11 protein-coding genes and 1 riboswitch are annotated in these 13,574 nt (G+C 48.9%); of the genes, 5 read left to right on the top strand and 6 right to left on the bottom strand.

From position 1 onward, the window contains the following. Positions 1–57 precede the first annotated feature (57 nt). Positions 58–1,338 (top strand): valine--pyruvate transaminase, encoded by a 1,281-nt coding sequence (locus B0181_RS08665; protein WP_078277116.1) that lies wholly within the window; start codon positions 58–60, stop codon positions 1,336–1,338. Positions 1,339–1,436: 98 nt separating this feature from the next. Here the strand turns inward: B0181_RS08665 and B0181_RS08660 are convergent, their stop codons facing one another. The 3 genes from B0181_RS08660 to B0181_RS12120 form a co-directional block, all read right to left on the bottom strand. Further along, the gene (locus B0181_RS08660; RefSeq protein WP_078277115.1) at positions 1,437–1,787 is read right to left on the bottom strand and encodes a RidA family protein; all 351 of its coding nucleotides are present in this window, start codon (positions 1,785–1,787) and stop codon (positions 1,437–1,439) included. A gap of 56 nt (positions 1,788–1,843) precedes the next feature. Further along, positions 1,844–3,094, bottom strand: coding sequence for a D-amino acid dehydrogenase (locus tag B0181_RS08655; protein WP_078277114.1), 1,251 nt, complete (start codon positions 3,092–3,094; stop codon positions 1,844–1,846). 351 nt (positions 3,095–3,445) lie between these two features. After that, a riboswitch (TPP riboswitch) is annotated at positions 3,446–3,590 on the top strand. Then, positions 3,574–3,711, bottom strand: a complete 138-nt coding sequence (locus B0181_RS12120) for a hypothetical protein (protein WP_158078956.1) — start codon at positions 3,709–3,711, stop codon at positions 3,574–3,576. Its footprint overlaps the riboswitch before it by 17 nt. On the opposite strand from B0181_RS12120, the gene thiC reads away from it, so the two are divergent. Both thiC and B0181_RS08645 read left to right on the top strand, forming a co-directional pair. Beyond that, positions 3,710–5,632, top strand: coding sequence for a phosphomethylpyrimidine synthase ThiC (thiC, locus tag B0181_RS08650; RefSeq protein WP_078277113.1), 1,923 nt, complete (start codon positions 3,710–3,712; stop codon positions 5,630–5,632). The genes B0181_RS12120 and thiC overlap by 2 nt on opposite strands. Before the next feature lie 250 nt (positions 5,633–5,882). After that, positions 5,883–7,748 carry an ABC transporter ATP-binding protein gene (locus B0181_RS08645; protein ID WP_078277112.1) on the top strand — a complete coding sequence of 622 codons (1,866 nt, stop codon included), beginning with the start codon at positions 5,883–5,885 and terminating at the stop codon, positions 7,746–7,748. Between the two features lie 145 nt (positions 7,749–7,893). On the opposite strand, the gene def is transcribed toward B0181_RS08645, so the two are convergent. Beyond that, positions 7,894–8,406, bottom strand: coding sequence for a peptide deformylase (gene def, locus B0181_RS08640; protein ID WP_078277111.1), 513 nt, complete (start codon positions 8,404–8,406; stop codon positions 7,894–7,896). Positions 8,407–8,742: 336 nt separating this feature from the next. Between def and hisB the strand changes: the two genes are divergently transcribed. Together hisB and hisH are read left to right on the top strand one after the other, a co-directional pair. After that, a complete protein-coding gene (gene hisB / locus B0181_RS08635; RefSeq protein ID WP_115338089.1) occupies positions 8,743–9,336 on the top strand; it encodes an imidazoleglycerol-phosphate dehydratase HisB in 594 nt (197 codons plus the stop codon). Between the two features lie 9 nt (positions 9,337–9,345). Next, the gene (hisH, locus tag B0181_RS08630) at positions 9,346–9,987 is read left to right on the top strand and encodes an imidazole glycerol phosphate synthase subunit HisH (protein WP_078277109.1); all 642 of its coding nucleotides are present in this window, start codon (positions 9,346–9,348) and stop codon (positions 9,985–9,987) included. Between the two features lie 279 nt (positions 9,988–10,266). Here the strand turns inward: hisH and fabF are convergent, their stop codons facing one another. Both fabF and B0181_RS08615 read right to left on the bottom strand, forming a co-directional pair. After that, positions 10,267–11,568, bottom strand: coding sequence for a beta-ketoacyl-ACP synthase II (gene fabF / locus B0181_RS08620; RefSeq protein ID WP_078277107.1), 1,302 nt, complete (start codon positions 11,566–11,568; stop codon positions 10,267–10,269). A 300-nt stretch (positions 11,569–11,868) separates the two neighbouring features. After that, positions 11,869–13,164 carry an anhydro-N-acetylmuramic acid kinase gene (locus B0181_RS08615; RefSeq protein WP_078277106.1) on the bottom strand — a complete coding sequence of 432 codons (1,296 nt, stop codon included), beginning with the start codon at positions 13,162–13,164 and terminating at the stop codon, positions 11,869–11,871. Between the last annotated feature and the right edge of the window lie 410 nt (positions 13,165–13,574).

Here is a 13,574-nt window from a genome sequence, read left to right as displayed (position 1 = left end):
GACAGCCAGCCAAAACCACAAGCCAAGCAATTTTGCGCATAAAACGGAGTAAAACGAATGCAATTTTCAGTATTTGGACAAAAATTCACCAAAAACAGCGGCATTTTGCAGTTGATGGACGATTTAGGAAATGCGCTGGCAAGCGATAAACCCGTCAATATGCTTGGTGGCGGCAATCCTGCGAGCATTGCCAAGGTGAATGAAGCATTTGCACGCACATTGCAAGACATCGCCAAAGACGGCAGTGCGCTTGAAAGCGTGAGCAATTATTCCACACCGCAAGGCGATGCGAAATTTTTGGACACTTTGGTGGCGTTTTTTAATCGTCATTACGATTGGCAGCTTACCAAGGAAAATATTGTCTTGACCAACGGCTCGCAAAACGCCTTTTTCTATTTGTTCAACTTATTTTCTGGCAAGTTTGCCGATGGCGACAAGTCTATTTTATTGCCGCTTGCGCCTGAGTACGTTGGCTATGCCGATGCGCACATTGATGGCTCGCATTTTGTGGCGGTGCCGCCAAAAATCGTGGAAACCACGCACGCAGGTAAGGCAGGGTTTTTTAAATATCAAGTGGATTTTGCGGCATTGGAAGCCTTGCCAGAGCTTGAAAATGGTAAGATTGGGGCGATTTGCTGCTCACGTCCGACCAACCCTACAGGTAATGTGCTGACCGATGATGAGATGGCACGCCTTGATGCGCTTGCCAAAAAGCACGGCATTCCGCTGATTATTGACAATGCGTACGGCACACCATTTCCAAACATCATTCACACGAATGCGACGCTGAGCTGGAATGAAAATACGGTGCTGTGTTTTAGCCTGTCAAAGATTGGGCTGCCGGGCGTGCGCACAGGCATCATCGTGGCAAATCCACAGATTGTGCGCGCGGTGAGTGCGATGAATGCGATTGTCAATTTATCGCCAGTGCGTTTTGGGGCGACCATCGCTGCGCCGCTGTTTGCTAATGATGAGATTAAGACGCTTGCTGATACCGCCATTCGTCCGTTTTATCAGGCGCAGGCGGACAAGGCGATTGCACTTTTGCAGAGTGAGTTTGCCGATTTGCCAGTGAAAATTCACAAGCCAGAAGGTGCGATTTTCTTGTGGGTGTGGTTCAAGGATTTGCCAATTTCCACCACCGAGCTGTACGAAAAGCTCAAGGCAGCTGGCACGCTGATTATCCCAAGCGAGCATTTCTTTGTGGGGATTGACACCAAAGCGTATCCGCACGCGCACGAGTGCATTCGCCTAAGCATTGCCCAGCCTGATGACACGCTGCAAAAGGGTATCGCCACGATTGGACAAATCGTGCGTAAACTGTATACCGATTCTTAATTGACGGTAAATTTGATAAGCAAGACAAAACCCCAACAATGCGTTTGTTGGGGTTTGTTTTTGATGGTTTGGCCGAGTTTGGCTGGTTTGACTTAAGTTTACACCGCAGCGATGACCATCACTTCCACAAGCCACTTTGGATTGACCAAGTCTGCCTTGATGGTGGCGCGCGCAGGCGGTACGCAGCCTGCCAGCCACGCTTTCCATTCGGCATTAAAAGCGTCAAATTGCGCCAAATCTTTGATGAAAACTTGCGCAGATAATAGCTTGCTTTTATCCGTGCCAGCCGCCGCCAGCGCTTTGTCAATATTGGCAAGCACTTGTTTGCTTTGTCCTGTGATGTCTAGGTTGTCATCGTCAGGTACTTGCCCAGCCAAGTATACCACGCCATTATGCACCACCACTTCGGTGATGGCGTCGTTGCTGTCGTATTTTTGAATGTCAGTCATAAAATTTCCTAAATAAAATCAATGAGTTGGTGGGATTTATTAAGCTATCAAGCCAATCAATCATAACGAGTCAGCGCCAAGCCTTCTAGTGAAATTTCGGTTGGTGTGCCTGTGATGATGTCGCTGATGAGCTTGCCAGAGCCGCACGACATCGTCCAGCCGAGCGTGCCATGCCCTGTGTTGGTGTACAGATTGGTGAATTTAGTAGCGCCAATGATGGGCGTGCCGTCTGGCGTCATGGGGCGCAGACCTGTCCAGAAGCTGGCATTTGGTAAATCGCCGCCTGTGAATAAATCGCTGGTTACCATCTCAAGCGTGGCACGGCGGCTTGGATTTAGCCCCAAATTAAACCCTGATAATTCTGCCATGCCGCCCACACGAATGCGATTATCAAAGCGAGTGATGGCAACTTTAAACGTCTCATCAAGCACGGTGGAGACAGGCGCATTGGCAGGGTCAATGATTGGCACGGTGAGTGAGTAGCCTTTGACAGGGTAGACAGGCAAAGACAGCCCCAGCGATTTTGCCATGCCGCGTGAGTAGCTGCCCAGCGCCAGCACATAATTATCAGCGGTGAGCGTCTCACCATCGACCACCACGCCTGAAATTTTATCGCCATCGGTGGTGAAGCGCTCAATATTGGCATTAAACATAAAGCGCACGCCCAGACGCTCAGCGTGGCGTGCCAGCGATTTGGTGAACAGATTGCAGTCGCCAGTTTCGTCATTAGGCAAGCGCAGACCGCCCACCAGCTTATCTTTGGCATGGGCAAGCGCAGGCTCAACGCGTGCCAAGCCATCACGGTCTAGTAGCTCGTACGCCACGCCGCACTCTTTAAGCACTTCAATATCACGTCCCACCACGTCAAGCTGCGCCTGCTTTCTAAAAAGCTGTAACGTGCCGCCTGTGCGGTGTTCGTAATTGATGTCAATCTCATCACGCAGCGCACGCAAGCAATCACGGCTGTATTCAGACACACGCATCATGCGTTCTTTGTTGATGGCGTAGCGCTCTTGGGTGCAGTTTTTGAACATCTGCGCCATCCATGCCAGCTGCCACGTCGAGCCATCGGCACGCACGGCAAAAGGTGCGTGTTTTTGTACCAGCCATTTGGCCGCTTTTAAAGGGATGCCGGGGGCTGCCCAAGGCGTTGAGTAGCCGGGGGAGATTTGCCCTGCGTTGCCAAAGCTGGTCTCTTCAGCGACGTCGCTTTGGCGATCGATGACGGTAACTTGACAGCCGTGTTTGGCAAGATAATAAGCGGACGTAACGCCAATCACGCCGCCGCCCAAGACGATGATATTCACAAGAAATCCTACTAAATTATTTGATGATAAGAAGCTAAAAAGAAATGAGAAGGGCAAAATGCCACGAAAATATCATAACAAGAAGCGCCAAACTCTACAAGGGATAATCGTGCATTGGGGTGAATTTTTCTTGGGTGGTTTTGCTTTGATGAAGGCGTGCTAAATCAGCGGTTAATAAGGCGTTAATACAATCTTTGCAATCTGCTTTTGCACTGATTTTAAGCCGTGATGAAAATCGGCATTGGGCAGATTTGCTTAAAATTTAACCAAATAAAGGTTGCTTGCCACAAGAAAACGCTTTACAATAATCTTAAGGTCAGCCGTGCAAGCAAAAAACTTGCGCAGGCTGGCATTTGCTTGACGGAGTGCGGTTTGAGACCGCTGAGATTGCGTCTTTGGTGGGTGCGCCATTGGTGTTCCACATGAAACTTATAACGCAAAATCCGTTGAACCTGAACAGGTTAGTCCCTGCGTAGGAATCAAGCACGTCCGCCATCTGCAGTCTTGTATGCCAAGGCGTATCGGCAAGTGTTCATACGACTAAAATTATCCAGTATCGTCTGAGCTGTGTCAGATGTGCGGTTTGCTTGGTTCATGTTTTTTAAGGAAAATTTCATGACCCAACACAACACCATTCCAAACCCAGCTGCTTTAAATCCAAGTGCTTTAAGCACAACCACCAAAATCCAAACCACCCATCACACGCCTAACGACAAGCGCTACACCGATGAAGCGCGTGATTTGACTCGTGCATTGCCTGCTTCTAAAAAGGTGTATGTGCAAGGTTCTCGCCCAGACATTCGTGTGCCAATGCGTGAAATTATGCTCACCGACACGCCCATTGAAGGCGGCAGCGAGCATAATCCACCATTTTATGTGTACGACACATCAGGGGTGTATACCGATCCAACTGTTAAGATAGACTTAACAAAAGGACTGCCAAAATTGCGTGAAAATTGGATCGAAGAGCGTGGCGACAGCGAAGTTTTGCCGTGCTTGAGTAGTCGTTATGGGCAAGAGCGCGCCAAAGACATCACCACCGCTAATTTGCGTTTTGCTCACATTGACAAGCCACGCCGCGCCAAGATGGGCAGAAACGTAACGCAAATGCACTACGCCAAGCAAGGCATCATCACCCCTGAGATGGAATACATTGCCATTCGTGAAACTCAAAAGCAGCACGAGCTGACAGATATGCGCCAGCACGCAGGCGAGAGTTTCGGAGCAAATATCCCACGCGTGATCACGCCTGAGTTTGTGCGGCAAGAAGTGGCGGCTGGGCGTGCGATTATCCCTTGTAATATCAACCACCCAGAAAGCGAGCCGATGATTATTGGGCGAAATTTTTTGGTGAAAATTAACGCCAACATCGGCAATTCTGCGCTTGGTTCAAACATTGATGAAGAAGTTGCCAAGATGACGTGGGCAACACGCTGGGGTGCGGACACCATCATGGATTTATCCACAGGCAAGCACATTCATGAGACGCGCGAGTGGATTATCAGAAATTCACCAGTGCCAATCGGTACAGTGCCGATTTATCAGGCTTTGGAAAAAGTGGACGGCATTGCTGAGAATTTGACGTGGGAGATTTTTAAGGATACCTTAATAGAACAAGCCGAGCAAGGCGTGGATTATTTCACCATTCATGCAGGCGTGCTGCTGCGTTATGTGCCGATGACGGCAAATCGCTTGACGGGCATTGTCAGTCGTGGCGGCTCAATCATGGCGCAGTGGTGTCTGGCGCACCATCAAGAGAATTTCTTGCACACGCATTTTGATGAAATTTGTGAAATTATGAAAGCCTATGACGTGGCGTTTAGTCTTGGCGATGGCTTGCGTCCCGGCTGCATTCAAGACGCCAATGACGAAGCGCAGTTTAGCGAGCTTATCACGCTTGGCGAGCTGACAAAGCGTGCGTGGGCGCATGATGTGCAAGTGATGGTGGAAGGACCCGGACACGTTCCGATGCATAAGATTCAAGAAAATATGCAAATGCAGCTCGCTCATTGCCACGAAGCGCCATTTTATACGCTTGGGCCGCTCACCACGGACATCGCTCCCGGTTATGACCACATCACCAGTGCGATTGGGGCGGCGATGATTGGCTGGTATGGCACGGCAATGCTGTGTTATGTTACGCCAAAAGAGCATTTGGGCTTGCCAAATAAAAAGGACGTAAAAGACGGCATCATCACTTATAAGATTGCCGCACACGCTGCCGATTTGGCAAAAGGACACCCAGCTGCCCAAGCCAGAGACAATGCGCTGTCTAAGGCGCGCTTTGAATTTCGCTGGGAAGATCAGTTTAATCTTGCGTTAGACCCAGACACCGCACGAGAATTTCACGATGAAACCTTGCCAAAACAAGCGCACAAATCGGCGCATTTTTGCTCAATGTGCGGCCCGAAATTTTGTTCGATGAAAATCACCCAAAACGTCAGAGAATACGCCAAGGGCTTACAAATCGAGCAAGGCTTACAAAGCATGAAAGAAAAATTTCACCGTGAAGGCGCACGGCTGTACCATGAAGTTTGATGGTATGATTTGACAAATCATCGTCAGTCAAGTGCTGATAAGCTGATGAATTTAAAAAGGCGTGTTTTGGCACGTCTTTTTTGTGCCTGATGGTGTGCCTAGGCTGTGTGCTTGGCTGGGTAAGAGTCATTCGCCTGTTGTCTTGCGCCAAAGACAAATTTAATTACAAAACCACTCAATTCTTGACGGGGTAAAATCTGCTATAATAAGCGGTTTGCTGCACATAAAGAATAACCTAAAGAATAAAGCCATGAAATCCCTATTTGATTATTTTGAGCGCCGTTTGGACGCTTATCCTGACAGTCCCATGCCCACGCCAGAAAAAGGCAAATTGCTTGCGTTTTTGTGGGCGTGTACCGAAGGCGCGCGGACGTGGATTTTTGTGCGTGTGCTGCTGTCGGTGTTGCTTGGCGTGTTTGGCTCGCTGCTGTTTGCGTGGGTGGGCGATGTCGTGGATTGGCTCACCACTTACACGCCAGATACGCTGTGGGCAGAAAAAGGCAGCCTGATTACGCTGATTTTGGGCTTGTGTGTGCTGTCAATTTTCGGCGAGTTTTTTGGCAACTTGGTGCGCTTTCAAGTGCTGCAAGGCGTGCTGCCCATGCGCCTGCGTTGGTGGTTTCATAAGCACATGCTTGGGCAATCCATGCAGTTTTATCACGATGAATTTTCTGGGCGAGTGTCTGCCAAAGTCATGCAAACGGCGCTGGCGGTGCGTGATACCATCATGACGGTCGCTGAGATGGTGTCGTTTGTGTCGGCATATCTGATTACCAGTGGCGTGATTTTGCTGGGGCTGGATTTTTGGCTGTTTTTGCCGTTCATCGGCTGGCTTGTGGCGGTGGCTGCCATCATGCGCTTTTTCTTGCCAAGGCTGCGTGAGACTGCGAGCAACCAAGCAGATGCACGCGCCTTGATGACAGGGCGAGTAACGGACGCCTACGCCAACATCGGTGCGGTAAAGCTGTTTAGCCATTCAAATCGTGAGCTCAATTACGCCAAATCCGCCATGCGTGAATTTATGCACACCGTCCACGCACAAATGCGCTGGGTATCGGTGCTAAATACCACAACTGAGAGCTTGTCTTTGCTGATGATTGTCGGCAGTACGGCGATTGGCGTGTATTTGTGGAGCATTGGGCAAGTAACCGTGGGTGCGATTGCGGTGGCAAGCGGCATTGCGCTGCGCCTAAAAGGCATGGTGCAGTGGATTATGTGGGAGATGGCAAGCCTGTTTGAACACATCGGCACGGTACAAGACGGCATGAAAACGCTGAACACGCCACACGCCATCACCGATAAGCCAAACGCAGGCACTTTGCAAGTGTCGGCAGGGCAGATTGATTTTAGTCATGTGGATTTTAATTATGGGCGTGGCGATAAAATTGACAAGCTGTTTGATGATTTTAATTTGCACATCAAAGCAGGCGAGAAAGTGGGCTTGGTGGGGCGTTCTGGCGCAGGCAAATCCACGCTGGTGAATCTTTTGCTGCGTTTTTATGACGTTGATGGCGGTCAAGTGCGCATTGACGGGCAAGACATCAGCGCCGTTACCCAAAACTCTTTGCGCGCACAAATCGGCATGGTTACCCAAGACACCGCACTGCTGCACCGCACCGTCCGAGAAAACATCGCTTATGGCAAGCCTGACGCCACAGACGATGAAATCATCGCCGCTGCTAAACTTGCGCACGCGTGGGATTTTATCCAAACCTTGCAAGACAAGCATGGTAACACAGGGCTTGACACACAAGTGGGCGAGCGTGGCGTGAAGCTGTCTGGCGGTCAGCGTCAGCGCATTGCCATCGCGCGTGTCATGTTAAAAAATGCGCCAATTTTACTGCTGGACGAAGCCACCAGTGCGCTTGATAGTGAAGTGGAATTTGCCATCACCCAAAGCCTTGATGACATGATGGCAGGCAAGACAGTGATTGCCATTGCGCACCGTTTATCCACCATCGCAAGCCTTGATAAACTTGTGGTGATGGACAAAGGGCGCATCATTGAGATGGGCAGCCACGATGAGCTAATCGCCCAAGGCGGCGTGTATGCCAATCTGTGGGCAAGACAATCTGGCGGATTTTTGGGTGAGATGGATGGTGAAATGCACGAATAATTGGTGAGTTTGCTAAATTTATTAAAACTTGCCAAAAACAGCCGAAAATAAAAATAGCTTGGTGGATTGCCAAGCTATTTTTTTTTGTAGGATTTGCAGGATTTGATAAGGCTTGCAAGGTTTTGCCAAGCAGTCAATTTGGCGATTATTTGCCTTTTTTGGCGATGACTTTGCGCACTTTATTGATGGCGCGGTCTTGTTTTAGGCGTGATAAATAATCCACAAAAACAATGCCTTTTAGGTGGTCTAGCTCATGCTGAATGCACACCGCCAGCAGTTCGTCTGCTTCCACGCTAAAAGGCTTGCCTTCGCCATCCAGTGCTTCAATGCGTACACGGCTAGGGCGCATGATTTCATCGTACACTTCAGGAATGGATAGACAGCCTTCAGTATAAGGCGACAGCTCTTCGGTCAAAGGCGTAACCACAGGATTGATGTACACTTTTGGCTGCGGCTCTTCGCCTTCTTTTGCCAAATCCATCACCACCACCTGTACATGACGATCCACCTGCGTGGCAGCCAGCCCAATGCCGCGCGCATCATACATGGTTTCAAACATATCGGCAATCAGCGTTTTAATCTCGTCATCTACGCTCGCCACAGGTGCAGCCACCGTGCGCAGGCGTGGGTCAGGGTAGTGTAAAATTGGTAAAATCATAAAATTCTCAGTTCGTCATTTTGATGGGTTGGGAGTTGTGTTTTATCAATGGGGATAAAATCTGACATTCAAACGCCCAATTATCCAATTATATGGTGTCAATTATAGTTTATAAATCAGTTATTGTAAAATCTGCCAGCAATGCGCCCAAATTTAGCACGATTTTCACGCCAAACCAGCCCATTTGTTACAAAAAATCGCCACAATGGCAGTGATTTTGTGTACAATGGGGTGTTTGGTTGTTCGTTGAAACCACACAAGCCGTGATTTGCTTGGTTTGTTGAATTTGATTTTAGAATTGATTTTATGCCATTTTGGTGGCGAATAAGGAAAATTATGACTGCTCGCAGCGCACACATCACTCGTAATACTGCCGAAACTCAAATCAGCGTTTCTTTGAATATTGACGGTACAGGTCAAGGTAAGCTGGATACAGGCGTGCCGTTTTTGGATCATATGCTTGAGCAAATCACACGCCACGGTTTGTTTGATTTGGACGTAAAATGCGTGGGCGATACGCACATTGACGACCATCACAGCGTAGAAGATGTGGGCATTGCCATCGGTCAGGCACTGCGTGAAGCGCTGGGCGATAAAAAGGGCATTCGCCGTTATGGGCATTTTTATGCGCCGCTTGATGAAAGTCTTAGCCGTGTGGTGGTGGACATTTCTGGCCGTCCGGGGCTGCACATGGACGTGCCGTTTACACGCGCTTATGTGGGCAAATTGGACGTGGATTTGTTTTCAGAATTTTTCTTTGGGCTGGTTAATCACGCACAAATCACGCTGCACATTGACAATCTAAAAGGCAAAAACAGCCATCATCAGATTGAAAGCGTGTTTAAGGCGTTGGCGCGTGCGCTGCGCCAAGCGTGCGAGATTGACGAGCGTGCCAATGGCGCATTACCTTCCACCAAAAATCTGCTATAAGAGGCTGTCATGACAACGATTGCGCTTTTGGATTATGGCGTGGGCAATCTGTATTCGGTGGCAAATGCGCTGACGACTGCAGGTGCGGACGTCATCACCACTAATAAGCCAGACGACATCAAGCGTGCTGATAAAATTCTGCTGCCGGGCGTGGGCGCAATGCGTGATGCGATGGCACATATGCAGGCGTGCGGCATTGATGTGGCGGTCAAGCAGGCACTTAATGAAAAGCCTGTGATGGCGATTTGCGTGGGTATGCAGGCGATGTTTGATTATTCCACTGAAGGCGGCCGTGTGGAATGTCTTGGTGTAATTGGCGGCAGTGTGGAGCGTTTTGATGATGCGTGGGTGGAAGCAGGCGCACCGATTAAAATTCCGCACGTTGGCTGGAATAAAGTGCGTGCCGAGACCGACCATATTTTGTGGCAAGGCTGCAATGACGAGCATTTTTATTTTACGCACAGTTATTATTGCAAGCCAGATTTTACAGACGCGCGCAACGAAAACATCATCGCTGCGTACAGTGATTATGGGCAAAAATTTTGCGCCAGTATTATCAAGGACAATCTGTTCATCACGCAATTTCACCCAGAAAAAAGCCACAATGCAGGGCTAAGATTGCTGAGCAATTTTATCAACTGGAAACCGTAATTTGTTGTTTTTATGGATTTTTAGTTGGTTTTTTGATTGAAAGTTGGTTTGTTTTTAAGCGTGATTTAAACGATTTAAAAATGTTCCATGTGAAACACTTGCCAGAGATTGTGCTGGCAAGTGTTTTTGTTTTCTTTAAGATGGCGTAATTTAAAAAGTGTGTTTGTGTGATTATCCGCTCGCCAAGCCATCAAAAAACCGCCCATGAAATCTATCATGAGCGGTTTTTGGTTTTTAAGTGCTTTGCCAGTATAAGAATTTTGGCAGTGGTTTTGACGATTAAGCATCTTGCCAGCGTGCAAAAGCAAGGCTGCCGTTCGTACCGCCAAAGCCAAAGCTGTTGCTGATGGCGTAGTTTAGATTTTCTACCGCGCGTGCTTGGTGGGCGATGTAATCTAAAGTGCAGCGCTCGTCTGGATTGTCTAGGTTGATGGTGGGTGGCAGCAGCTGATTTTGCAGTGCCAAGACGGTGAAAATCGCTTCAATCGCCCCTGCTGCGCCCAAAAGATGCCCCGTCATGGATTTGGTTGAGCTGACTAAAATATCATCGCCAAACAGCGTTTGAATCGCGCGGCTTTCAGCAACGTCGCCAGCAGGCGTGCTTGTGCCGTGGGCGTTGATGTAGCCGACATCGCTTGGCGTGATGCCTGCGTCATCTAGGGTGTTTTGCATGGCTCGGCGTGCGCCATTGCCGTCTTCTGGTGGGGCGGTGATGTGGCTTGCGTCATCGCTCATGCCAAAGCCCACAAGTTCTGCCAAGATGGTTGCGCCGCGTGCTTTGGCGTGGGCAAGGCTTTCTAGCACCAATGCGCCTGCGCCATCGCCCAGCACGAAGCCGTCTCTGTCTTTGTCAAAAGGGCGGCTGGCTTTGGTGGGTTCGTCATTTCTGGTAGACAGCGCGTGCATTGCGCCAAAGCCGGACATACCAAGCGGCGTGGAAGCCTTCTCGCTACCACCCACCAGTACAGCGTCCAAATCACCGTAAGCAATCAGCCGCGCACCCAAGCCAATGGCGTGCGTGGATGTGGTGCAGGCGGTGGACGTGGCAAGGTTTGCGCCCTTTAGGTTGTGGCGAATGGCAATCAGTCCAGCAGGCATATTGACAATCGTCCCGGGAATAATAAAAGGCGACGTCTTTTTGGCACCGCCATCACGCAGCGCATCACGGCTGTTTTCAATGGTTTGAATGCCGCCAATGCCAGAACCCATCACTACACCAAAACGCTCGTTCGGTACATTCACAGGCAGGCTGTCGCCCACCACGTCATCAATCAGCCCAGCGTGGCGCAAGGCGTTCGCACTTGCCACTTGTGCATAGTGCATAAATTCATCGTAGCGGCGCACTTCTTTGGGGTTTAAAAACTCTTTGGCGTTAAAATCTTTCACCAATCCTGCGATTTGCGAGCGAAATTCACTGATTTGCAAGTCTTTAAAGCTGTCAATTTTGACAATGCCGCTCACTCCAGCGGTCAAATTTTGCCAAATCGTTGTAAGGTCGTTGCCCACTGGGGTGATTGCGCCCATGCCAGTAATCACCACTCTTTGGTGGTCTGGGCGGCTTTGGTGGTGGGTTTTTTTCATGAAATTATCCTTATTTGCGTCAATTTAATAAATTTTCATTGAAATTGGGTAAATTTTGCCTATCTTAGCATGAATTTTTTGCAATTTGTAGTTTTATAGTTTACAAGTGTTTTTATTTATCGGTTGAGTGATTGGTTTGGCGGTTTATTTTGCTTGTTTTTCCTTAAATTGTCTTGTTTAAACGGTCAATTTGCCGCAGTTCATCTAAGTTTCACCCAAAACCCACCCAAAATAAAACCGCCCACAACATTCGCTGGGGCGGTTAAACTATGTAAATTGTTAAAGGTGGTCTGAGATCCGCTAAGCGAAGCACACCATGCCCAGCACCACGCCATGCGCCGCACCTGTAACGGCTGGCAAATTGCCCGTTTGCATGAGAATATTTTGTCGTGCCAACCACGCAAAGGCGCAGGCTTCCACCCACGTTGGCGAAAGTCCCAGTGCTGCTGTCGTGTCAATGTGCCAGTTTGGCAAATAATGCGCAAAACGTGTGGCAAGGTGCGTATTATAAGCACCACCACCGCACAGATATAAAGTGGGCGCATCGTCCGCTTGGGCGAATTTGACGATTTGTTCGGCGGCAGTTTTGGCGGTAAATTCGCACAAAGTGGCTTGCACGTCCGCAGGGGCGATGGGCGCAAGCGTTGCCAGTACGTCGTCTAGCCATGCCAGATTAAAATCTTCACGCCCTGTGGATTTGGGAGCGGTTTGCGCCAAAAATGGATGCGCGCACAGCTTAGCCAAGAGTGCTTCGTGGACGGTGCCGCTTTTTGCCCATGCGCCATCTTTATCAAAGTTTTTTTGCTCGTGGCGATGAATCCAGCCGTCCATCAAAAGGTTCGCCACGCCAGTGTCGTAGCCCATCACGGTATCTGTGCTGTCTTTGGGCGGTAGGACGGTGATGTTGGCAATACCGCCAAGGTTTAGCACCACTTGCGTGTGCGCTTGCCGTCCAAATATCGCCTGATGAAAGGCTGGCACCAGCGGCGCGCCTTGTCCGTTCGCTGCCATATCGCGGCGGCGAAAATCGCTCACCACTGTAATGCCCGTGCGCTCGGCGATGACGTTCGGGTCAATCAGCTGCAAACTAAAACCCTGCTCAGGGCGATGGCGCACCGTTTGCCCATGACAGCCGATGGCGATGATGTCGTCTGCGCCAAGCGTGGTTTTGGCAAGCAATTCGCCCACCAGTTCGCTAATCAGCTCGCCATATTCACGGCTGGCACGCCCAAACCAGTCCAGCTCGCTCATGCTCGGAGTCAGTGCGTCCGTGCCGTTTGGCATGCATAACGCCAGTAAAGTTTGGCGCAGCGCAGGCGTAAAATCAAGGCTATGCGTGGCGATAAGCTCAATTTTCTTGCCATGGCTGGACGGTGCGGTTTCATCATTATAAATAGAAGCGTCTTTTTTGTGAGAAGCGGCTTGTTTATAAGAAGTAGTTTGCTCGGTGAAATCGTTTGGCAAATCCGTAAAAAAACGGCACAGCGCCGCGTCCACGCCATCAAGGCTTGTGCCGCTCATGATGCCGATGTAATAGCCGTCTTGATAATCAAGCTCAGGCTCGCCAAGCGTTGCTAAAAAATCGTCTGCGTTCATAAAAGTTGTCTTTTGTTGGTTTAGTTGTGCGTTTGACTTATATATAGAAATAATTTGCGATTATTTTGGCGAAAGCTGCGCCAAATCTGGCTATATTGTACATGAAATTTGCTTATAAGTTCACGGCAAATGATGTGGATAGCTTGTCAACAGGATAAGACGATAAAACAAGTAAAAAATTTCATATAAAATAATCAATAAAAACAATAAGTTATAAACTTTTTGCATTATTTATAAAAATAATGCTTTACAAAGGGTGAATCACCCCCTATAATACGCACCACTCAAGCGATACAGCGTAATAAAAAACGTTGAAAAAACAAGAAGTTAGCTTGATTTTTTAGGCTGAACTTAGAGCAGTCAAAAAAATTAAAAAACTTTGAAAAAAACGCTTGACACCCTAAAAAATC

Origin of the sequence: Moraxella caviae (assembly GCF_002014985.1) — a bacterium.
Taxonomy (GTDB): Bacteria; Pseudomonadota; Gammaproteobacteria; order Pseudomonadales; family Moraxellaceae; genus Moraxella; species Moraxella caviae.
This window is presented reverse-complemented; position numbering and strand designations above follow the sequence as displayed.